Origin of the sequence: Halorubrum sodomense, from assembly GCF_900111935.1 — an archaeon.
Classification (GTDB): domain Archaea; phylum Halobacteriota; class Halobacteria; order Halobacteriales; family Haloferacaceae; genus Halorubrum; species Halorubrum sodomense.
Genome location: NZ_FOYN01000003.1, coordinates 564,586 through 584,512, shown reverse-complemented (window position 1 = coordinate 584,512; position 19,927 = coordinate 564,586). Strand labels below are relative to the sequence as shown.

Genomic DNA, 19,927 nt, shown 5'->3' with positions numbered 1-19,927 from the left:
GATGTTCGTCGAACGCTTCCCCGACGACCGGGGGCAGGCGCACACGCTGGAAGCGTTCACCGCGTCGTTGCTGTTGGTCACCGGGCTCATCTTCGCGACGCAGGCGACGGCCGTGACGCCGCTCTCGGCCAGCACGTCGAACCAGCACGTCGAGAACCAGGCGGCGATCGCGGCCCAGGACCTGCTTTCGACGGCAGACGCGAGCGGCGACCTCGAGGCGGCGCTGTTGTACTACGAAGACGGGAGCGGGTTCGTCGGCGCGGACGACGGGGGCACCTACGCGGGCGTGCCGCCCGACTCGCACCCGCTCCACGACCCGCTGACGGAGGCGTTCGGCGACCGACAGATCGCGTTCGACATCGACGTGTACTACCCGGAGGAGGGGGGCAACGAGACGGGCGACACCGCGATGGTCGACATGGGGTCGCCCAGCGACAACGCGGCCACTGCGAGCGTCCGCGTGGCCCTGTACGGCGACGATCGGTTCGGCGTCGACGACGGGTACACGCTCGCGGAGAACGGCTCCGCGTCGTACTTCGCGCCCCCGGTCACCGGGGGGTCGCCGGAGGTCCTGTACACGGTCGTGGAGGTGAGGATCACCGCATGGCAGATGTGAACTCTCCCCTCGGTCGCGGCCGAGCGAGCGAGGACGAGGACCGCGCCCAGATCATCCTGATCACCGGGCTGACGCTCGCCGTCCTCTTCGTCGCGGTCGTGCTCCTGTTGAACACCGTCATCTACACGCAGAACCTCGCGACGCGCGGCGCCGACGCCGGCGGGGCGGAGGCGATCGAGTTCCGCGAGGGCGTGGTCGACGACCTCGCCGGGATCATGTATCGCGAACACCGGAACCGGAGCAGCCCCGACGGCGTGGTCGACGACTTCGCCGCGAGCGCGGCGACGTACGCCCGGACCGTCGGGGACTTGCGCGCGCGAGACGGGGTGATAGCGGACGTATCGGTGAATCGCTCGACCGTCGAGACGGGCTACTTCGTCGCCCAGAACGAGAGCGACACCGGGTTCCGAAACATGACGTCACCCGGCGGCTCGGCCGCCGACTGGACGGTCGCGGGCAACGCCACTCGGACGCGGAACTACCGGTTGACGGTCGCTCCCGGCTCGCTGTCGGACTCGGGGGGCGGCGCGTTCACCGTCGTGGCCGACGGGACGACCGGCGGCACCAACGCGACGTGGTCGGCGGCGCTGTGGCGCGCGACCGGCGACAACCTCACCGTGGCGGTGGAACGGGAGACGCCGAACGGGACGAACGCGGCTTCCGAGACGTTCGCGCCGCGTCCGGACGGGAATCACACCGTCGACTTCACCGACGGGACGGTCAACGGCGAGCCGTTCGACGCGCTCGTCTGGGCCGAGGGCGTCCAGACCGGAACCGACCCGTACGATGTCCGGTACGAGAACGGCGACGAGGCTCGGGGGACGTACCACCTTGTCGTCGACGACCGCGACGACGGCGCGAACCCGGGCCGGGGCTCGCGGCCGTACGTCGTCGAGGGGATCTACAGCGTCGAGGTCGAGGTCCTCCACCGGACACCGGAACTGACCTACCGCGACGTGGTCCGGCTCGCGCCGGGTGAGCGCGATGCGTGACGGGTCGGAGGGTTCCGACCGCGCCGTGTCGGTCACCGTCGGCTACGTCATGACGCTCGCGATCTCGACGCTCTTGCTCTCGGGGCTGTTCGTCGCGGGCGGGTCGTTCGTCGAGACGCAGCGCGAACGCGCGGCGCAGGGTGAGCTCACGGTCGTCGGCGAGCGGATCGCCGCCGACGTCGGCACCGTCGACCGGCTCGCAGCGAGCGCGTCGTCGCGGGAGGAACTCACGGTCAACCGGTCGCTGACGCTTCCGAACAGGGCGGCCGGAACCGGCTATCGGATCCGCGTGACCGCGAGCGGCACCGAGGGGACGATCGCGCTCGAAAGCGGGCAGACCGACGCGAGCGTCGCGGTCCCGTTCCGCACGAGCGAGGGCGTCGCGGTCCGCAACGTGACCGTCGACGGCGGCGACCTCCTGATATTCTGGGACCCGGACGCCGGCCCGAACGGCTCCGTGGTGGTGAGCGAGCGATGACGCCGCTCGACCGCGGCGACGGGTTCCGCTCGGCCGACCGCGGCGTCAGCGAGACCGTCGGGTTCGTGCTGGTGTTCGCGCTGATCACGTCCACCATCGCCGTGACGTTCACCGTCGGGCTCGGCGGGCTGGAGGACGCCCGGCTCGCCGAGCGCGACGACAACGTCGAGCGCGCGTTCGACGTCCTCCACGACAATCTTAACGACCTCAGCCAGGACGGCGTCCCGAGCCGGGCGACGGAACTCCGACTCGGCGGTGGCGAGCTCGCGTTCGAATCGGCGTCCGAGTTCCGACTCAACGGCAGCGGCATGGAGGGCCCGGTCACCGAACGGGGATCGCTCACGTATCGCGGCGCCGGCGACACCCGCATCGTCTACGAGAACGGCGCGGTGTTCCGGATGCAAGGCGACAACGGCGTCATGATCAGAGAGCCCGACCTGCTCGTCGGCGAGACGATCGTCTACTCACTGTACGGGCTCTCCGGTCCGCCGCAGACGGCGAGCGGCGAGCGAACGGTTCTCGTCGTCGGGGAGCGCACGGCCCGAGCGGTCGCCGTCGACGACCGGACCGCCGCCGCGAACGTCACGCTGACTATTAACTCCACGCAGGCGACCGTCTGGGAGCGTTACTACCGCGACCTCGCGGCCGACCACGACCGGATCTCGGTGACGACGAACGGACCGTCGGACCTCGCCGTAACGTTCGTCGCCGACCGCTACGACCGGTTCGTCCTCCATCGGACCGTCGCGCGCGTCGAGTTCTCCGACTGAGCCGATGAAGGCGAGCGAGACGGGTTCCGAACTCAGTCCGACTCCACGACCACGCCGTGCGTGGAGACGTGGAGGTAGCTCACGACGGGGACCGTCTCGCCGTCGAACGGTTGGTGCGTGCGCAGCGCCTCGTCGTAGTGGATCTCGATGTCGCCGTCGTCGAACGAGAACCGCCGGAAGGTGAACGACCCCTTGATCGTCATCCCGTCTTCCAGTTCCACGTCGCTTTGCGGGGCGTAGAACACGCCGGTGAACCGGATCCGGTCGCCGTCGTCTTCCCCGCCGGCCATCTCCACTTCGTCGCCGCTCGAATACAGCCAGAGGTTGCTCGCCACGTCGCCGTCGGCAGCGACCGTCACCTGTCCGTTCAGGTCGATATCGCCGGTGTTGTAGATGTCGAGCCGGGTGTTCTCAGCCGTCGCTATCGAGGCCGTGCCCTGAACGGTGATCGAGTCGTCGACGTACAGTTCCGCACGCCCGCCGCCGGAGGCCCTGACCGAGGCGCTACCGCTCAGATCGAGCCCCTCGTCGACCAGCACCGTGACGTTCCCGCTCCCGGTCTCGACGTCGAGCGTCGCCGTCTCGTCGCCCTCGACCGTCACCGAGCCGGCGACGTGAATCGTCGCTCCGTCGGTGACCCGGAGCGTCGCGCGCTCGGAGACGGAGACGTCGCCGTCGACGTACGTGTTCTCGTCGATCGTCAGCGTCTCGTCGCCCGACAGATCGATGCCCGTCGACTGATTCGGCGCGTTGTCCGCGAGGTTCCGCTCTCTCACGCCGTCGATCCGCTGTCTGATCCCGCCCTCGACCGGTGCGAGCTGGTCGAACGCGGTCTCGATACGGCGCTCGCCGCTGACGTTCAGCTTGGCCGACTGTCCGGGCGGAATGTTGTACGACTCGGCCGTCAGGTTTCCGCGAATTCTGACCGTCTCGGTGTTTCCGCCGCCGCCCTTAGTGAGCGCGAAGTCGCCCCGGGTCTGGATGCTCGCGCCGTCGCCAGGCGTCTGGGAGCCGTAGGTCCCGTTACTCGAGTTGTAGCTGTCGGCGTACAGCCAGTCGACGTCCCCCATCTGGAGCTCGGAGCGCCCCGTCGCCGAGACGCTCGCGCTGAGCGTCGGGTGGACGGTCGCGGTGCGGAGCAGAATCCGCACCCGGTCGTCGTCGAGTTCGGCCACCGCCGCGTTCGTCCGCGACTCGAAGAACCGCCCCCACGCGTCGGCGTACTCGCTTTGAACCGTAATCTCGACGGTCACGTTGCTGTCGGAGAGCGGGTTCCCGTAGTCCGCGTTCGGGAACACCGACGCGGCGCCGGACGCGCTCTCGGTGATCCGAACGGTGTCGCCCAGCCGCCCCGACCCGTTCTCGATCGTCACCAGCGGGAGCGTGAGCGTCTCGGGCCCGTCGGTCCCGCGGTAGTGGAACTCCGGCGGCGACACCATCTCCGAGCCGCCGTCGCCGTTCGAGCGCCACACGCCGCCGCCCTGATACGCGACGGTGCTGCCGCCGCGCTCGTAAACGATCGCGCCGAGCGCGATCCGGTTCGCGTACGTCCCGTTCTCGCCGCCGCTCACCTCGATCCGCAGCCAGCCGGCGCCCTCGTCGACGCGGAGGCCGGCGCTCCGGCCGACGTCCACCCGGACCCGCTGCGACGGCGACCCCCCGTGCGCGACGAGGCTGGCCTTCGAGTCCAGCTGCGTCATCGCCCCCTCGACGCGCTGGAGGTCCGCGGTCCGCTGGGCGTCGTCGAGCGCGGCGCCGCCGAGCGCGACCGTGGTGCCGACGACCGCGACCGTCAACCCCAACAGCAGCACCGTGCCGAGCACCTCGCTCTGCGCGCGCTCGGTCGGCGCTCCCCGCTCTCCTCGTTCCATGCCCCTCCGTAGGTCCGAGCCGCTCATAAACGTGGACACCCGGCTATCAGTCGCGATAGCCCGAGACGGGACCTTCGGCGGTCGACGACCGCCCGACGGCTCCGCACGGCGATCGGCCCCTCGTGGAACCGTACATATTTCTCGCCGGCGACCGTTCCCGCACCCGTGACCGAGCGACTCTACCTCGCGGACGACGCGGTGACGACGTTCGAGGCGACCGTCGAGCGCGTCCTCTCGAATCCGGACCGGCTCGTCCTCGACCGGACCCACTTCTATCCGACCGGCGGCGGCCAGCCCCACGACACCGGGGCGATTCGGGCGGTCGACGGAGGCGGCGACTTCCGGGTCGTCGACGTCGAAATGGCGGACACGGTCCACCACGAGGTCGAGCCGCTGTCCGAGGGCGACGACGCGGGCGACGCGGGCGAAGCGCCCGCGCTCCCGGAGCCCGGAACCGACGTGACCTGCGAGATCGACGCCGACCGCCGCGAGGCGCACTCGCGATACCACACCGCACAACACCTGCTGTCGGCGCTGCTGCTCGACGAGTTCGACGCGCCGACGACCGGCAACCAGCTGTATCACGATCGAGCGCGCATCGACGTCGCCTACGACCGGTTCACCGACGACGACCTCGACCGCGTCGAGGCGCGACTCAACGACCTCGTCGACGACGGGCGCGGGGTGTCCAGCTACACGATGGACCGCGAGACGGCGGAGGCGACGCTCGACACCGACCGGACGCGGATCGACCTCCTCCCGGACTCGATCGAGGAACTCCGGATCGTCGAGATCGCGGGGGCCGACGGCGACGACGACCCCTACGACCGAACCGCCTGCGCCGGGACGCACGTCGCGAACACGGCCGACATCGGCGAGGTCGTCGTCACCGGCCGGGAGACGAAGGGCCCGGACGAAGAGCGCGTCCGCTTCGCGCTCGCCGAGCACGTCGACGGCGGCGAGTGAGGGTCTCGGGGACGCTCTCGGTCGTCCGCGATCCCGCCGCTTATATACGATCCGCGGTAGGTTCGGGCATGAAGTTCTGCGACGAGTGCGGCTCCATGATGAAATCCGGCGAGGGCGAGGACCACTGGGTGTGCGGCTCCTGCGGCTCCGAGATCGGGCGCGACGACGGCGACGACGAGTGGACGACCCAGTCGCAGGTCGAGTCCGAGATCGTCGACGTGAGCGACGCCGAGGACAAGGGGCTCCCGACGACGACGGCCCGGTGTCCCGAGTGCGACAACGACCAGGCGTACTGGTACATGCAGCAGATCCGCGCGGCCGACGAGTCCGAGACCCGCTTTTTCGTCTGTACCGAGTGCGAACACAAGTGGCGCGAAGACGACCACTGAACGGCCCGCCTTCGTCCGAGCACCGCGCCACCCGTCGCCGTCCGTTTTATTTCCGTCCGGAGAGAGGTGCGTCCATGGAGCCACCGGTCGTCCCGCGCGACCGCCTCGACGGGTGGACGCTCGTCGCGGAGACCACGGAGCGTCCCTTCGAGGCGGGCCCGGTGTCGGTCACGGCGGGAACGATCCGGTACGAGCGCGAGACGCCGCCGCCGCGCCCGTTCTTCTTCGCGAGCCGACTCCGTATCTCGCCGGGCGCCGGACCGAACCCCGCCCTGACCCGACTCGTCGAGTCGCGGGCCCGAGAGGGGTTCCGCGACCGACTCGCAGACCGGCGTATCACGGGCCTCGAACACCGAGACGACAGGCCGCTCGACGTCGACGACCCGAACGCGTCGCGCGCGACGCTTTCCGTGTTCCACGGGCGCTGCGCGGTCGACGGCGAGCGGGTGCCGGTGGAGGCGCCGCTCGCGGTGTGGACGTCGGGAGAGTACCTGCTCGCCGGCGGTGCGTATCCGACCGGCGACGGGTCCGAGGCGACGCGGCGGGAGTTGCTGGCGCTGGTGCGCGGCGTCCGGCCGCGATCCGACGCCGGCGACGGCTCGGAACGCTCGGACTGACCGATCAGCAGGCGACCGCGCCCGCGCTCGACCCGATCGGCGACCCGTCGTCCTCGTACTCCGCGTCGCCGACGGCGCCCTCGAACATCGGCAGTCGCAGCTCGTAGGTGTACAACACGTCGAACGCCGCGAACGGGTCGACCCCGTTCGCGAACGCCTCCCGGGCGGTCAGCCTGACGCCCGCGGCGAGCGTCACGATCGATTCGTCGCCGAGCCGACCGGCGGTTTCGAGACCGAACTCGTTGCCTGCGGCGGGATCGGTCAGCACGGAGAGGTGGATCACCGCCGCCATCGTCGCGCCTCCCTCGCCGCCGATCGAAATCGGATACCCCTCGCCGCTGAAACACCGCGTGATCGGGGTGACGGTCCCCTCGTTCGCGTCGACGCCCGGCCCGACGGTCGCGGGACCGCCCGAGGAATCCGCGGCCGACGGCTGAGCGAGCGACTCCACTCCCGCGGTCTGCCCCGCGGCCGCGCCGACGCCGGCGGTCGCTACGACGACCAGTAGCGACAGCGCGACGGCCCGAGACCCCGGGCGATCCATTATCACTCCCTCCTTCGCCGGACTCACTTAAATCGTCGCCGGCGCCGGTATCAGTCGAGAGAATCGGGGCCAAGCAGCCCTTCGACCAGCAGCTCCGCGGACGCGACGTTCGTCGCCAGCGGCACGTCCTTCACGTCGCAGACGCGCAGCAGCGCCGAGATGTCCGGCTCGTGGGCCTGTGCGGTCAGCGGGTCGCGGAGGAACACGACCCCGTCGATCCGGTCGCTCGCGATCATCGCACCGATCTGGAGGTCGCCGCCGAAGGGCCCCGAGGCCTGGCGGTTCACCGAGAGGCCGGTCGCCTCCGAAATCCGCTTGCCCGTCGTGCCGGTCGTCACCAGTTCACACTCGTCGAGGGCCTCGGCGTGCGTCTCGACGAACGCGACCATCTCGTCTTTCAGCTCGTCGTGTGCGATGAGCGCGACGCGCATACGGTGCGCTCATCGCGGGGTCGCTTAAACGCTCGCCTCGACGCGGTCCTCGAAACGCTCGCCTCGACGCGGTCCTCGTCCCGGCTCACGCGTCGCGGCCGCGACCGACTCGCTTAGCCGTCGCTCGCGTCCGCACCGGCGACCGCACCGCGCGGGGCGAACCGCCCGAGCGCGACGCGGACCAGCGTGCCGGGACTGTGGCGGCGGATCACCGAGAGCGCGTTGACCGCGAAGACGACGACGCCGAGCGTCACCAGCGACATCCCGGCGAGCGCCGGTCCTCGGGCCCCGCCCCCGAGCGTCGTCCCGGACGCGCCCGCGAGGAGGTCGGCGGCGACGACGAGCGCGGTCCCGGCGAACAGCAGCGTCCCGTCTGCGGCCGCGAGCCGGTCGTCGTAGAGGTCGTCGACCATCGGCACCGCCTCGAAGCCGAGCCGGTCGCTGTACCGGCGGACCCAGACGACGAACGGGACGACGTGGTACAGCGTTCCGAGGATCACGAACCCGATCACGCCGAGGAGCAGCAGCGGCGCGCTGCCGGGGCCGCCGAGGACGTGATCGGGAGCGGTCGGCGACCGGAGCCACGCGGGCGCGGCGGTCGCGGCCCACGCCGCGAGCGCGAGCGCGACGACCGCGTACCGCGCGTGCATCGGCGTGCGCTCGACGCGCATCTCGTAGAGCCGACGGACGAGGACGACCGCGAACGCCAGCGCGGCGAGCAAGATCAGGGCCGCGCCGACGCGAGCGAGCGCGACGACGCCGACCAGCCGACCCGCCGCGAGCGCGACGACGCCGACCGGGTGGCCGACCTCCTCGACCGCGCGGAGCCCGCCGTCGATCCCGTGGAGCTCGGTCTGCGTGAACATCGTGCCGAGCTGATAGAGGGCGCCGTAGATGGTCGTGAGCACCGCGCCGAAGACGGCGAGGGTGACGTGCGCGCCGCGGACGCCGGCGTGCGAGACCCCGACCCCGGCGAGGAACCCGGACCCGAGGTCCGCCGCGAGGAGGACGCCGAGCCCGGTCAGGCCGACGAAGAAGGCGAGCGCGACGGCGAAGTGGCGCTCGGTCACGTCGAACTCCTCGACCGTCGCGAGCGTCCGCCCGACGTTGTAGACGAACGCCCAGAAGCCGACGAGCATGACGGCCCCGAACGCCGCGAGCCACGGGAGTCGGCCCAGCGCGAGCGCGGCCGCGAACCCGACCAGCCCGCCGACGACGAGCGCGAGCTGGACGCTCGCGAGCCGCCGCGAGCGGAGCGTCGTCCCCGACCACACCGGGACGAACTGCGTCATCGCGCCCATGATCGTCACGCACACCCACCCGACCAGCAGGAGGTGGACGTGGACGAGGCCGCCGAGCCCCGGCACGCTCTCGACGACGAGCCCGATCCCGACGAGCAGGGCGCCGACGAGGAGGGCGAGCCCGACGAGGAAATGCCGAAGCGGCACCGTCATCGGCGGCCCCTTCGCCGCGTCGATTCCGCCCGGAACTGCGCCCATGTTCGGATCACGAACCGCCGCCGCCCTCCGACTGTTCCCGAAGATGTTCGCGGGCTCGTCGGAGCGCGGGAGTACCCCGTCGCCGGACGCGACGCGCGTTGTCGCCGGTTCCCCGTCACCGGGTCCCCGTCGACGGGGAAGATGTTCGGCACAACGCGGGTACCGGCGGGACGCGGACGGTGGGGCATGACCGCGACCAGCGTCGAGGCCGAGCGCGAGTACGACGACCAGCGCTTCACCGCCCGCGAGGTGTCTCGCACGGAGCGATCGAAGACGGTCTGCGGCTACTTCGAACCGGACCAGTTCATTCCCGTCCACGCGCCCGACAGCGACGTGACCGTCGTCGTCCGGTCCGGCGAGGGAGTCGTCCGCGACGGCGACGAGGAGCATGCCGTTTCCCCCGGGTCGGTGGTCACGGTCCCCGCCGGCGAAGACCGGGGCGTCCGGGCCGACGGGACGCGACTGGAGGCGGTCCTCGTCACCGCGCCGCCTCCGACGGACCAGGAGCACGAGCCGGTCCGACGGGGGCTGAGGACCGGGACGTTCGACCCCGACGGGTGAGCGGAGCGCGCGCGACGGCACGCGCTTAAGTCCGTCCGGTAACGAGGGGGCTCCATGCCACGCGACCGAGACACCGCGCCGCTCGGCGTCCGGAGCCCCCGAGGCGCCGTCGGGGTGTCGTAGATGGGCGGACGATCGACGGACGACCGGGCGACCGGTGGACGATCGACGGGCGACCGGGCGACCGGTGGACGATCGACGGGCGACCGGGCGACCGACGGACGACAGACGGACGGTCGAGCGATCGGCGTCGACGTCGGCGGGACGTTCACCGACGTGGCGCTCTCGCTCGGCGGCGACCTCGTCACCGCGAAGGTGCCGAGCACCGCGGACCAGAGCGAGGGCGTCGCGGCCGGCATCGAGACGGCCTGCGAGGCGGCTGGGATCGACCCCGAGAGCGTGACGGAGTTCTCCCACGCGATGACCGTCTCCGTCAACGCGCTGTTGGAGGGCGACGGCGCGCGGACCGCCCTCGTGACGACCGAGGGGTTCCGCGACGTGCTGGAGATCGGCCGGCAGACCCGACCGTCCCTGTACGACCTCGACGCCGAGAAGCCGGCGCCGCTCGTCCCTCGACGCCGCCGGTTCGAGGTCTCCGAGCGGTCGACCGTCGACGGGGTCGAGCGTCCGGTCGACGACGCGGCGATCGAGTCGGTCGTCGCCGACCTCCGCGACGCCGAGGTCGAGTCCGTCGCGGTCTGCCTGCTCCACGCCTACGCGCATCCCGACAGCGAGGAACGCGTCGCGGACGCGCTGCGCGACGCGCTCGACGTCCCGGTGTCCGCCTCCCACGAGGTGCTCCCGGAGTTCCGCGAGTACGAGCGCACCTCGACGACGGTCGTCGACGCCTACGTGCGCCCGGCGATCGACGGCTACGTCGGTCGCCTCACCGAGCGAGCGCGGGACCTGGGCCTCCCGCAGCCGCGGATCATGCAGGCCAACGGCGGCGTCACCGACGCCGACACGGTCAGGCGAAACGCCGTGACGACCGTCCTCTCGGGCCCCGCCGCGGGCGTCGTGGGCGCGAGCGCGACGGCGGCGACCGCCGACGACCGCGACGGGCTGATCACCTTCGACATGGGCGGCACCTCCAGCGACGTCAGCCTCGTCCGCGACGGCGAGGTCGAGCGGACGACGGAGGCGACCATCGCCGACCGACCGATCGGCACGCCGATGGTCGACGTCGAGACGGTGGGCGCGGGCGGCGGCTCGATCGCGTGGGTCGATTCCGGGGGCGCGCTCCGGATCGGCCCGCGCTCGGCCGGCGCGGATCCCGGGCCCGCCTGCTACGGCAAGGGCGGTACCGAGCCGACCGTCACGGACGCGGACCTCGTGTTGGGGTACGTCGGGGCGGACACCGACCTCGGCGGCGACCTGTCGCTCGACGCGGCGGCCGCCCGCGACGCCCTCGCCCGCCTCGCGGACGAGGCCGGGATGGAGGGCCCGGTCGCGGCCGCGCTGGGCGTCCACCGCGTCGCGAACGCGGACATGACCCGGGCGATCCGATCAGTCACCGTCGAGCGCGGTCACGACCCGCGTGAGTTCGGGCTCGTCGCGTTCGGCGGCGCGGGGCCGATGCACGCGGTCTCGATCGCCGACGGCCTCGACGTCGAGCGCGTCGTCGTCCCGCACGCGTCCGGCGTTCTGTCGGCCTACGGGCTGCTCGCGGCCGACGAGACCCGAGACGCGGTGCGGACGCACCAGGGACCGCTCGCCGAGGTCGACCCGGACGCGGTCGACGCCGTCTACGGGGAACTGCTCGACCGGCTGCTGAGCGAGGTGAGCGACCCGGACGCGGCGCGGCTGGAGTACGCCGCGGACTGCCGGTACGCCGGGCAGAGCTTCGAGCTCACCGTCGACGTCGAGCGATCGTTCGACCCCGCGGCGGTCGGCGAGCGGTTCGCGGCGGCCCACGAGTCGGCGTACGGCTACCGGGCCGACGAGCCCGTCGAGCTCGTGAACTGTCGCGCGACGGCGACCGTCCCCCGGAGTGCGCCGGCGATCGAGTCGGTCGGCGGCGACGACGCCGCCCCCCGGACGACGCGCGAGGCGGTGTTCCCGGACGGGCGCCGCGAGACGCCGGTCTACGACCGAGAGCGGTTCCCGGCCGCCGAACCGATCGAGGGGCCAGTCGTGGTCGAGGGGCCGGAGAGCACGGTCGTCGTCCCGCCCGCGTGGCGCGTGCGACTCCGCGACGACGGCGCGCTGGTGGCGGAGGTGAGCGACGCGTGAGCGACGCGGAGACCGGCCCGGACGTCGACCCGGTCACGCTGGAGATCCTCCGCAACCAGCTGGAGAGCGTCGCGGCCGAGATGGGACACGTGCTGATCCGCGGCGCGTACTCGCCGAACATCAAGGAGCGACAGGACTGCTCGACGGCGCTGTTCGACGCCGACGGCCGGATGGTGGCACAGGCCGAACACATCCCCGTACACCTCGGCGCGATGCCGGACGCGGTCGAGGTCGTCCTCGAGAAGGACCCGAAACCGGGGGACGTGTTCGTCGTCAACGACCCGTTCGCCGGGGGGACGCACCTCCCGGACGTCACGCTGGTCTCGACGGTCGCGCCCGACGACGAGATCGTCGGGTACGCGGTGTCTCGCGCGCACCACGCCGACGTCGGCGGGAGCGCGCCGGGGAGCATGCCGCCCGGCGCGCGCGAGATATACGAGGAGGGGCTCCGGCTCCCGGCGGTCCGGCTCGTCGACGGCGGCGAGCCGAACGAGGCCGTCCGCGACCTGATCCTCGCTAACGTCCGCACGCCGGACGAGCGCGAGGCGGACCTCCGGGCGCAGCGCGCCGCGAACGCGCGCGCCGAGGAGCGCGTCGGGGAACTGCTCGACGAACACGGCGACGCGCTCCTTGACGCCTTCGACGCCGTCATCGACTACTCCCGCGAGCGTGTCGAAGGCGAGCTCCGGGAACTCCCGGACGGCACCTATCGGGCGCGCGACGTCCTCGAAGGCGACGGCGTGACCGACGCGGAGATTCCGGTCGCGGTGACCGTCACCGTCGACGGCGCCGCGATCGACGTCGACTTCGCCGGCACCGCCGACCAGGTCGACGGCAACCTGAACGCCCCCTTCTCGGTCGCGAAGAGCGCGGTCTACTTCGTCGTCCGCGCGGTCACCGACCCGGAGATCCCGCCGAACCACGGCTGTTACGAACCGGTCTCCATCTCGGCCCCCGAGGGATCGCTGCTCGACCCCTCCTCCCCGGCCGCGGTCGTCGGCGGGAACGTCGAGACGAGCCAGCGCGTCACGGACGTGACGCTGGCCGCGCTCGCCGAGGCGGTACCGGACGCGATCCCCGCCGGCGGACAGGGGACGATGAACAACCTGATCGTCGGCGACCGCGGGGGCGAGTTCACCTACTACGAGACCATCGGCGGGGGCTTCGGTGCCCGTCCGAGCAGAGACGGAATGGACGGGGTTCAGGTCGGGATGACCAACACGCTCAACACCCCGGTCGAGGCGCTGGAGGCGGCGTACCCGCTCCGGGTCGAGCGGTACGCGCTGCGCCCGTCGAGCGGCGGCGACGGGCGGTACCGCGGCGGTCTCGGCCTCGAACGGACCGTCACCGTCGAGACCGACGCGACCGTCTCGCTGCTGACCGAGCGTCGCCGAACCGCCCCGCGGGGGCTCGACGGCGGCGAGGACGGCGCGACCGGTCGGAACCTGATCGACGGCGAGGCGGTCCCGGCGAAGACGGCCGTCGACGTCGCGGCCGGGACGACGGTGTCCGTTCTGACGCCGGGCGGCGGCGGGCACGGCGACCCGACCGAGCGCGACCCGGAGGCTCGCGAGCGCGACCGGCGAGACGGGAAAGTCGAGGACTGACGGCTGGCGGGGTCGAACTCGCCGGTCGGCCTACTTGAACCGGAACGTCTCCAGGTTCTTCGGCGAGAACGTCCGCATGTTGTAATCGTGGTACAGCGCCGAGGAGAGGTCCTGAACGGAGCTCTCGTCGCCGTGGACGCACAGCACCTTCTCCGGACGCGGGTTCATGGTCTTCACGAAGTTCTCTAACCCCTGTCGGTCGGCGTGGCCGGAGAAGCCGTCGACGACCTCGACGCCCATCTCCAGAGTGAGCGTGTCGCCGCGGCTCCCGCCGCCCCAGCCGTCGACCGGGATCTCGTCCCAGCCGTTCTGGATCCGGCGGCCGAGCGTCCCCTGCGCCTGGTAGCCGACGAACACGAGGTTCGAGTCCGGGTCGGGGCCGATGTGGCGGAGCCACGACATGATCGGCCCGCCCTCGATCATCCCCGAGGTGGAGATGATGATACACTCGTCGCCGTCGGTGACCTCCTGCCGCTCGTCCTCGCCGGCGTCGATGTGGTTGAACTGCTCGGCGAGGAACGGGTTCTCGTCCTCGTGGAAGATGCGGTCGCGGAGGTCGTCGCGGAGGTACTCGGGGTAGGTGGTGTGGATCGCGGTCGCCTCCCAGATCATCCCGTCGAGGTGCACCGGCATCTCCGGGATCTCGCCCTCGCGCATCGCCTCCTCCAAGACGAGCATGATCTCCTGGGAGCGCCCGACGGCGAAGGCGGGGATGACGACCTTCCCGCCCTGCTCGTACGTCTCGTTGATGACCTCCTTGAGCGCCGCCTCGGAGTCCTCCTGGTCGGTCTGGTAGTCGTTGCGGCCGCCGTAGGTGGACTCCAAGACGAGCGTCTCGACGCGCGGGAAGTCGTTGACGGCGCCGTTGAACAGCCGGGTGTCCTCGTAGTGGATGTCGCCGGAGAAGGCGACGTTGTAGAGGCCGTCGCCGATGTGGAAGTGGGTGACCGCGCTGCCGAGGATGTGGCCCGCGTTGTGGAAGGTGAGCTTCACGTCCGGGGCGACGTCGGTCACGTCCCCGTACTCGAGCGGGATGGTGTGTTTGATCGCGTCGCGGACCTGCGCGGACTCATACGGCGGCGTCCGGCCGTCCTTCGCGGCGACGTCGAGGTAGTCGAGCGTGAGGAGGCCCATCAGGTCGCGCGTCGGCTCCGTCGTGTAGATGGGGCCGTCGTACCCGTACTTGAACAGCAGCGGCACGAGCGCCGAGTGATCGAGGTGAGCGTGAGTCAGGACGACCGCGTCGAGCGTCGCCGCGCCCGCGCCGAGCGCCTCGGGCACCTGGAGGTACGGCACCTCGCCCTCCGCGCCGGGCTTGTCGCCGCAGTCGATGAGGATCCGGGTCTCGGGCGTCGAGAGGATGAAGGCCGCGCGGCCGACCTCGCGACAGCAGCCGAGCGTCGTGATCCGGACCCACTCGTCGTCGGACATCTCCTCGCGGTGGATCTGTCGGCCGACGCGCTCGAGGATGTCGCGGCGCTCCTCGCGCTCGTTCTTCAGGAAGCCGCGGACGTTCGAGACGGTGGAGGACTCTATCGGCGGCGTCCGAACGACCTCGGGCGTCCAGCCGACCTCCTGGGTGATGTCCCGTAACGTCGAGCCCCGGCGGCCGATCACCATCCCGGGCTTTTCGGCCTCGATGACGACCTCTCCGGTGTCCTCGTGGAAGTCGAGGTCAGTCACGCCGGCCTCCTCCGGGATCACCTCGCGAACCGCCTCCTCGGCGCGCGCCGGCGGGGAGAGGGCGCTGGGGTCGGGGCGGACCGTGATTCGTTTCCGGAGCTTGGAGGCGAGCCGGCGGATGAGGTCGCCGTCGCCGGCGAACTGCTTCGGGTCGCGCGTGTAGACGACCAGTTCCGGGCCCTCGTATTTCACGTCGGTGACCGTGATGCCGTTCGGGATCTCCTGTTCGATCTCTGATTTCAGGGTATCGAGCTGCTTGTCGACTTGACTCATATCTTACCGCGGGTAGTTGGGGTCGCCGCCGCCGTCGAACGCGTCCGCGCGCCGGTCCGTGGCTCGTCGCCGAACGGTCGACCGTGACGGGGTAGGCATAGTGGAAGTACTGTCCGTACTGGTTCCGTGCGCGGGAACAGCCAGCGAAAACCCGCTTGGATCACGCTACTGCCCCGCCGTTATAAAAGCCTTCGCAAAGGGCAAGCCTCGGCCGGCCCAAGACGGGCCATGCGCGTCACGCCGCAGACGGTCCGCGACGAACACGCCTGGGTCCGCGACCGCGCCGACGTGATCGTCCCGGTCATCAACGACACCCGCGACCGACTCGGCCGACTGTTCGAGACCGACGTGGACGCGGTCGCGCCCGACGGCTACCGTCGCGAGGTCGACGCCGTCTTCGCCGACGGCGAGGTCGCGGTCAACGTCGCCGGCTGCGTCGCCCTCCTCCGCGACCTCGACGTGGCGGGCGACTACCCCGGGTTCGTCGTCGACGAGGTCCTCGGCCGGGAGCTGGCCGCGACGATAGCCGGCGGGCGTCCGCTCTCGCTGCTCGCGCAGGCGACGTTCCACGTCGCGGACCCCTACGTGGACCGGGATGCCACGGCCGAGGTCGACCGGGACGCGGCGGCCGACGCGGACCGGGCCGGCGCCGGCACCGCCGGCGCGGACGACCTCGACGCCGCGCTCGCGGCGGGGTTCCAGACGCGGCTCCCCGGCTGGGACTGGCGAGAGGGAGAGAGCCCGTTCGCGGTCGACGACGAGGCCGGGGAAGGGAGTCCGTGAGAGCGGCGACCGACTACGACGTGACGTTCCTGACGAGCCCGTACGCCTTGTCGAGCAGCGCGTCGGGCAGGAACCGCGCCAGGACGCCCACGCGGGCGACCGTTCCCGGCTGAACTCGGGCCGGCGGTCGGGTCGCGCTCGCGGCGTCGTAGATGGCGTTCGCGACGAGCTCAGGCTCCACGGCGCCGGGGCCGTCGCCGCCGATCAGCTGTGCGTCCTCGAACAGCTCGTAGAACCCCTCGTACGCGGCGGTCCGGTCGATACCGTCGCGCTCCCCGGCGTCGGCCTCGCGCTCCCCGTCGTCACCCTCCGGATCGACGCCCGCCTCCGCCTGTGCGCGCTTCGAGAAGTTCGTCTTCACCGGGCCGGGCTCGACGACGACCACGTCGACACCGAGGTCCGAGACCTCGTTGCGGAGCGCGTCGGACATCGCCTCCACGGCGAACTTCGATCCGCTGTACACGCCGCCGCCGGGCATCGATACCCGGCCCGCGACCGACGAGACGTTGACGATCGTCCCGTCGCGCTCGCGGCGCATCCCGGGGAGGACCGCCCGGATCAGCCGATGCGGGCCGTACACGTTCACGTCGAACTGCTCGTGGACCCGCTCCGTCGAAACGTCCTCGATCGGCCCGAACTGGCCGTAGCCGGCGTTGTTGATCAGCGCGTCGATCGCGCCCGCCTCGTCTAGGATCCGCTCGACGACGCGGTCGACGTCGTCCTGATCGGTGACGTCGAGCGTGGCGAGCTCACAGCCCGCCTCGCCGAGCGCTTCGATGTCCGCGGGGTTCCGCGCGGTGGCGTACACGGTCCATCCCTCGTCGACGAAGGTGTGTGCCGCGGCGCGACCGATGCCCGAGGAACAGCCGGTGATGAGTACCGTCTTCTGCACGCCTCTCCGGTCTGTCTCCGACGGCATAACTCTCCCGACCGGCGGCGGGACGCCCGCCGGCGATCGGGGGAAAAGAAGCGCTACTCCCCGTCGCTTTCGCCGTCCGCCTCGTCCTCGTCGGCCGGGAGCAGGTCGCGCTCCTCGAGGACCGCCTCGATCTCGTCGGTCGGCCGCTCGGCGTACTCGGGGTCGTCGACGGTGATCGTGGCGACGCCGACGCCCTCCGGGGACAGTTCCCCGTCGTTCGACCGCGCGAGGGTGTCGAGCGCGAGCCCGACCGCCTCGTCCGTGGTGAGGCCCTCCTCGTACGTCTCCTCCAGGTACTCCCGGAGGTCGCTTCGGTCCGAGCCGATCGACAGCGCCTGCCACTCGTAGGGGGTGCCAGAGGGGTCCGTCTCGAACAGGTGCGGTTCGCCGTTCTCGATCCCGCCGACGATGAGCGCGACGCCGAACGGGCGCGCGCCGCCGACCTGCGTGTACTGCTGGATGTGGTCGGTGATGCTCTTCGTCAGCGTCTCGATGCCGACGGGCTCCCCGTAGCGGAGCCGGTTCACCTGCGCCTGGCGGCGCGCGAAGTCGATGAGCTGGCGGGCGTCGGCGACGTGGCCCGCGCTCGCGACGCCGACGTGGTCGTCGGCCTTGTGGAGCTTCTCGACGCTCTCCGGTTCCATCAGCGGGGAGCGGGCGCGCTTGTCGGCCGCGAGGACGACCCCGTCCTCGGCGCGGATCCCGACGCTCGCCGTCCCCCGTTTCACCGCCTCCCGGGCGTACTCGACCTGATAGAGTCGGCCGTCCGGAGAGAAGATGGTGATGCCGCGGTCGTACGCCTGTTGTTGAGATTGGCCCTGCATGATATCACTCGGTGTCGAACGTCGTCGCGCCGACACGACCCGACTCGACCCGCAGGTCGCACGCGTCACCGCGCACGGTCGCGGACCGTTCGGCGCCTTCGAACGCGACGTCTCGCTGTGTCGAACTGGCGGTCGCGCGACCCATATATCTTTCTTCACAGGCACGCACCGTCCCCGAAATCCCCCTGACGAGGATTCCGACGGGCTCGCCGTCGACCTCGCTCACGCAGGCGACGGCGGCGCGCGCGTCGTCGACGTGGCCGTGTCTGACGCGGACGACGGCCTCGCCGGTCCCGTCCGCGTGCGCGAACGACAGCAGCGTGAGGTCGGCGTCGGCGCTGCCGGCGTCCCCGAGGAGGTTGCCGGCGCTGTACCATAGCGCGCGCTGGAACGCGCGCCGGCCGACCTCGGCGTCCGTCCACGTCTCGATCCCGACCGCGAGGTACCGCCACCGCGGGCGAAGGTGTTTCGGGAGGTGTTTCATCTCGGCACCCTCACGCCGGGAGTTCGCGGAGCCGCTCCGCGACGATCACCGCCACCTGGTCGTGGACGCGCTCGACGGCGGTTACCGCGAACCCCTCCTCGGTGAACGCCTCGACCAGCGTGCCGACGGTCGCGGGGTCGTCGACCTCGGGGCTGTAGAACGGCGCGTCCGGGTCCGGCCCCTCGAAGAAGGCGACATCGCCGAGGGCGATCCGCCGCGCGCCGGTCTCGCTCATCACCCGGATCGCCTCGCGCTTCTCGTCGTCAGCGAGGTGGTGAAGCGCGAAGTTCGAGGTGACGACGTCGACCCGCTGGTCCGGGTCGAGGTCGGGGTCGCGGAACTCGCCGTACGCGAACTCCACGTTGTCGAGGCCGCGGTCGGCGGCCTTCCGACGACCCTCCTCCATCATCCCCTCGCTGATATCGCGCGCCAGGACGCGCTCGGCGTCCGCCGCGACCGCGAGCGCGATGGCGCCGGTCCCGGCGCCCAGATCGAGGACGACGTCGTCCGACTCGGGCGCGGCGTGGTCGATCACGAGGCTCGCGCAGGCGTGGTACTCGTCGCTCTTCGAGTCGTCGTACGCGGCCGCCTTCTCGGAGAACCGCTCGGCGTGTTCCTCAACCGTCTTCTTCATACCTGCCACGTCGGACCCCCGGCTCTATGAAGCTCTCGGAGCGGCGCTCCCGATTGCGCTCGACGATGTCACCCCACGCTCGGAGCCCCTTGCGGACCGCCTCGGCGTCGAACCCGACCGCCTCTCCCACCGAGACCAGCTCCCGCGGAGCGCGCAGTTGGAGGTGCGAGCGGGCGTTCGCGCTCACGACGTACGGCGCGTCGTAGTGGTCGACGATCTCGCGGAGCTTCCGGAGGTCCGCGAGCGCCCGGACGCGCTTCCCGCCCGTCTCGCGCAGCGCCGGGCCGAAGTCGAACTCGACGTGAACTCCGTTGTCGCGCGCCGCCTTCGCGAGGACGTGGTTGACGTCCCCGCCGCCCGCCATCGGACGGACGAGGGCGTCGACGCGCGCCTGCTCGACCGCGAACCGGTTCAGGGCGTCGTCGCCCCCGACGACGCAGACCACGGTCCGGTCGGACCGGTAGTTCCCGACCGCGCCGGATGCGCTCGTCGGGTCGTCGGCGTCGATCTCGACCGCGTCGACGACGTCGATCCCGTACTCCTCGGCGAGGGCGTTCGGGTCTCGGACGGGGCTCTCGCCGCGGTCGCCGGCGGCCGACCCGCCGTCGCCGCCCGATCGCCCCCCGCCGGTGGCCGGATCCAGCGCGTCGCGCGAGCGGACCACGATCCCGTCGTAGCCCTGTCGTGCGGCGGTCGCGGCGTGGCGCGCGACGGTCGCCTCGCCGTCCGGGTGGGCGTGAACGGCCTCGTACAT

The 19,927-nt window shown here is 71.4% G+C and carries 21 protein-coding genes; 11 read left to right on the top strand and 10 right to left on the bottom strand.

Annotated elements, in window-relative coordinates:
- Window position 1 precedes the first annotated feature (1 nt).
- Genes BM286_RS12300 through BM286_RS12285 form a run of 4 tightly spaced genes read left to right on the top strand, consistent with a single transcriptional unit; the run spans window position 2 to window position 2,856 of the window.
- Window positions 2–616, top strand: a complete 615-nt coding sequence (locus tag BM286_RS12300) for a DUF7288 family protein (RefSeq protein WP_092922710.1) — start codon at window positions 2–4, stop codon at window positions 614–616.
- The gene (locus tag BM286_RS12295; RefSeq protein ID WP_092922707.1) at window positions 604–1,608 is read left to right on the top strand and encodes a DUF7261 family protein; all 1,005 of its coding nucleotides are present in this window, start codon (window positions 604–606) and stop codon (window positions 1,606–1,608) included. Before BM286_RS12300 ends, BM286_RS12295 begins: the two co-directional genes overlap by 13 nt.
- On the top strand, window positions 1,601–2,086 hold the full coding sequence (locus tag BM286_RS12290; protein WP_092922704.1) for a DUF7266 family protein: 486 nt from the start codon (window positions 1,601–1,603) through the stop codon (window positions 2,084–2,086). The genes BM286_RS12295 and BM286_RS12290 overlap by 8 nt, the downstream gene beginning before the upstream one ends.
- Window positions 2,083–2,856 (top strand): DUF7289 family protein, encoded by a 774-nt coding sequence (locus tag BM286_RS12285; protein ID WP_092922701.1) that lies wholly within the window; start codon window positions 2,083–2,085, stop codon window positions 2,854–2,856. Before BM286_RS12290 ends, BM286_RS12285 begins: the two co-directional genes overlap by 4 nt.
- Before the next feature lie 32 nt (window positions 2,857–2,888).
- On the opposite strand, the gene BM286_RS12280 is transcribed toward BM286_RS12285, so the two are convergent.
- Entirely contained in the window at window positions 2,889–4,727 is a 1,839-nt protein-coding gene (locus tag BM286_RS12280) for a DUF7289 family protein (RefSeq protein ID WP_092922698.1), read from the bottom strand.
- A 165-nt stretch (window positions 4,728–4,892) separates the two neighbouring features.
- On the opposite strand from BM286_RS12280, the gene BM286_RS12275 reads away from it, so the two are divergent.
- From BM286_RS12275 to BM286_RS12265, 3 genes are all read left to right on the top strand, one after another.
- On the top strand, window positions 4,893–5,693 hold the full coding sequence (locus BM286_RS12275) for an alanyl-tRNA editing protein (protein ID WP_092922695.1): 801 nt from the start codon (window positions 4,893–4,895) through the stop codon (window positions 5,691–5,693).
- A gap of 68 nt (window positions 5,694–5,761) precedes the next feature.
- Entirely contained in the window at window positions 5,762–6,082 is a 321-nt protein-coding gene (locus BM286_RS12270; protein WP_092922692.1) for a transcription factor S, read from the top strand.
- A gap of 74 nt (window positions 6,083–6,156) precedes the next feature.
- Window positions 6,157–6,699, top strand: coding sequence for a hypothetical protein (locus BM286_RS12265; RefSeq protein ID WP_092922689.1), 543 nt, complete (start codon window positions 6,157–6,159; stop codon window positions 6,697–6,699).
- A gap of 4 nt (window positions 6,700–6,703) precedes the next feature.
- On the opposite strand, the gene BM286_RS12260 is transcribed toward BM286_RS12265, so the two are convergent.
- From BM286_RS12260 to BM286_RS12250, 3 genes are all read right to left on the bottom strand, one after another.
- The gene (locus BM286_RS12260) at window positions 6,704–7,243 is read right to left on the bottom strand and encodes a DUF7332 family protein (protein WP_092922686.1); all 540 of its coding nucleotides are present in this window, start codon (window positions 7,241–7,243) and stop codon (window positions 6,704–6,706) included.
- Window positions 7,244–7,293: 50 nt separating this feature from the next.
- On the bottom strand, window positions 7,294–7,674 hold the full coding sequence (locus BM286_RS12255; RefSeq protein WP_092922683.1) for a methylglyoxal synthase: 381 nt from the start codon (window positions 7,672–7,674) through the stop codon (window positions 7,294–7,296).
- Window positions 7,675–7,787: 113 nt separating this feature from the next.
- Window positions 7,788–9,128, bottom strand: coding sequence for a hypothetical protein (locus BM286_RS12250; protein WP_092923284.1), 1,341 nt, complete (start codon window positions 9,126–9,128; stop codon window positions 7,788–7,790).
- A gap of 231 nt (window positions 9,129–9,359) precedes the next feature.
- Here BM286_RS12250 and BM286_RS12245 point away from each other — a divergent pair, with 231 nt between their 5' ends.
- The 3 genes from BM286_RS12245 to BM286_RS12235 all read left to right on the top strand — a co-directional run bounded on the left by BM286_RS12245 (window position 9,360) and on the right by BM286_RS12235 (window position 13,573).
- Window positions 9,360–9,734 (top strand): cupin domain-containing protein, encoded by a 375-nt coding sequence (locus tag BM286_RS12245; protein WP_092922680.1) that lies wholly within the window; start codon window positions 9,360–9,362, stop codon window positions 9,732–9,734.
- 123 nt (window positions 9,735–9,857) lie between these two features.
- On the top strand, window positions 9,858–11,966 hold the full coding sequence (locus tag BM286_RS12240; protein WP_245779353.1) for a hydantoinase/oxoprolinase family protein: 2,109 nt from the start codon (window positions 9,858–9,860) through the stop codon (window positions 11,964–11,966).
- Window positions 11,963–13,573 carry a hydantoinase B/oxoprolinase family protein gene (locus BM286_RS12235; RefSeq protein WP_092922677.1) on the top strand — a complete coding sequence of 537 codons (1,611 nt, stop codon included), beginning with the start codon at window positions 11,963–11,965 and terminating at the stop codon, window positions 13,571–13,573. The genes BM286_RS12240 and BM286_RS12235 overlap by 4 nt, the downstream gene beginning before the upstream one ends.
- A gap of 30 nt (window positions 13,574–13,603) precedes the next feature.
- Here BM286_RS12235 and BM286_RS12230 read toward each other — a convergent pair whose 3' ends face one another.
- Window positions 13,604–15,529, bottom strand: a complete 1,926-nt coding sequence (locus tag BM286_RS12230) for a beta-CASP ribonuclease aCPSF1 (protein ID WP_092922674.1) — start codon at window positions 15,527–15,529, stop codon at window positions 13,604–13,606.
- 228 nt (window positions 15,530–15,757) lie between these two features.
- On the opposite strand from BM286_RS12230, the gene BM286_RS12225 reads away from it, so the two are divergent.
- Window positions 15,758–16,312 carry a hypothetical protein gene (locus BM286_RS12225; protein WP_092922671.1) on the top strand — a complete coding sequence of 185 codons (555 nt, stop codon included), beginning with the start codon at window positions 15,758–15,760 and terminating at the stop codon, window positions 16,310–16,312.
- A 13-nt stretch (window positions 16,313–16,325) separates the two neighbouring features.
- On the opposite strand, the gene BM286_RS12220 is transcribed toward BM286_RS12225, so the two are convergent.
- From BM286_RS12220 to BM286_RS12200, 5 genes are read right to left on the bottom strand one after another with little or no spacing between them, the layout of a single operon-like run.
- Window positions 16,326–17,231 (bottom strand): SDR family oxidoreductase, encoded by a 906-nt coding sequence (locus tag BM286_RS12220; RefSeq protein ID WP_092922668.1) that lies wholly within the window; start codon window positions 17,229–17,231, stop codon window positions 16,326–16,328.
- 53 nt (window positions 17,232–17,284) lie between these two features.
- Window positions 17,285–18,055 (bottom strand): archaeal proteasome endopeptidase complex subunit alpha, encoded by a 771-nt coding sequence (gene psmA / locus BM286_RS12215; protein ID WP_092922665.1) that lies wholly within the window; start codon window positions 18,053–18,055, stop codon window positions 17,285–17,287.
- A gap of 4 nt (window positions 18,056–18,059) precedes the next feature.
- A complete protein-coding gene (locus tag BM286_RS12210) occupies window positions 18,060–18,539 on the bottom strand; it encodes an Rpp14/Pop5 family protein (RefSeq protein ID WP_092922662.1) in 480 nt (159 codons plus the stop codon).
- A gap of 10 nt (window positions 18,540–18,549) precedes the next feature.
- Window positions 18,550–19,173 (bottom strand): class I SAM-dependent methyltransferase, encoded by a 624-nt coding sequence (locus tag BM286_RS12205; protein ID WP_092922659.1) that lies wholly within the window; start codon window positions 19,171–19,173, stop codon window positions 18,550–18,552.
- A complete protein-coding gene (locus BM286_RS12200) occupies window positions 19,157–19,927 on the bottom strand; it encodes an RNase P subunit p30 family protein (RefSeq protein ID WP_092922656.1) in 771 nt (256 codons plus the stop codon). The genes BM286_RS12205 and BM286_RS12200 overlap by 17 nt, the downstream gene beginning before the upstream one ends.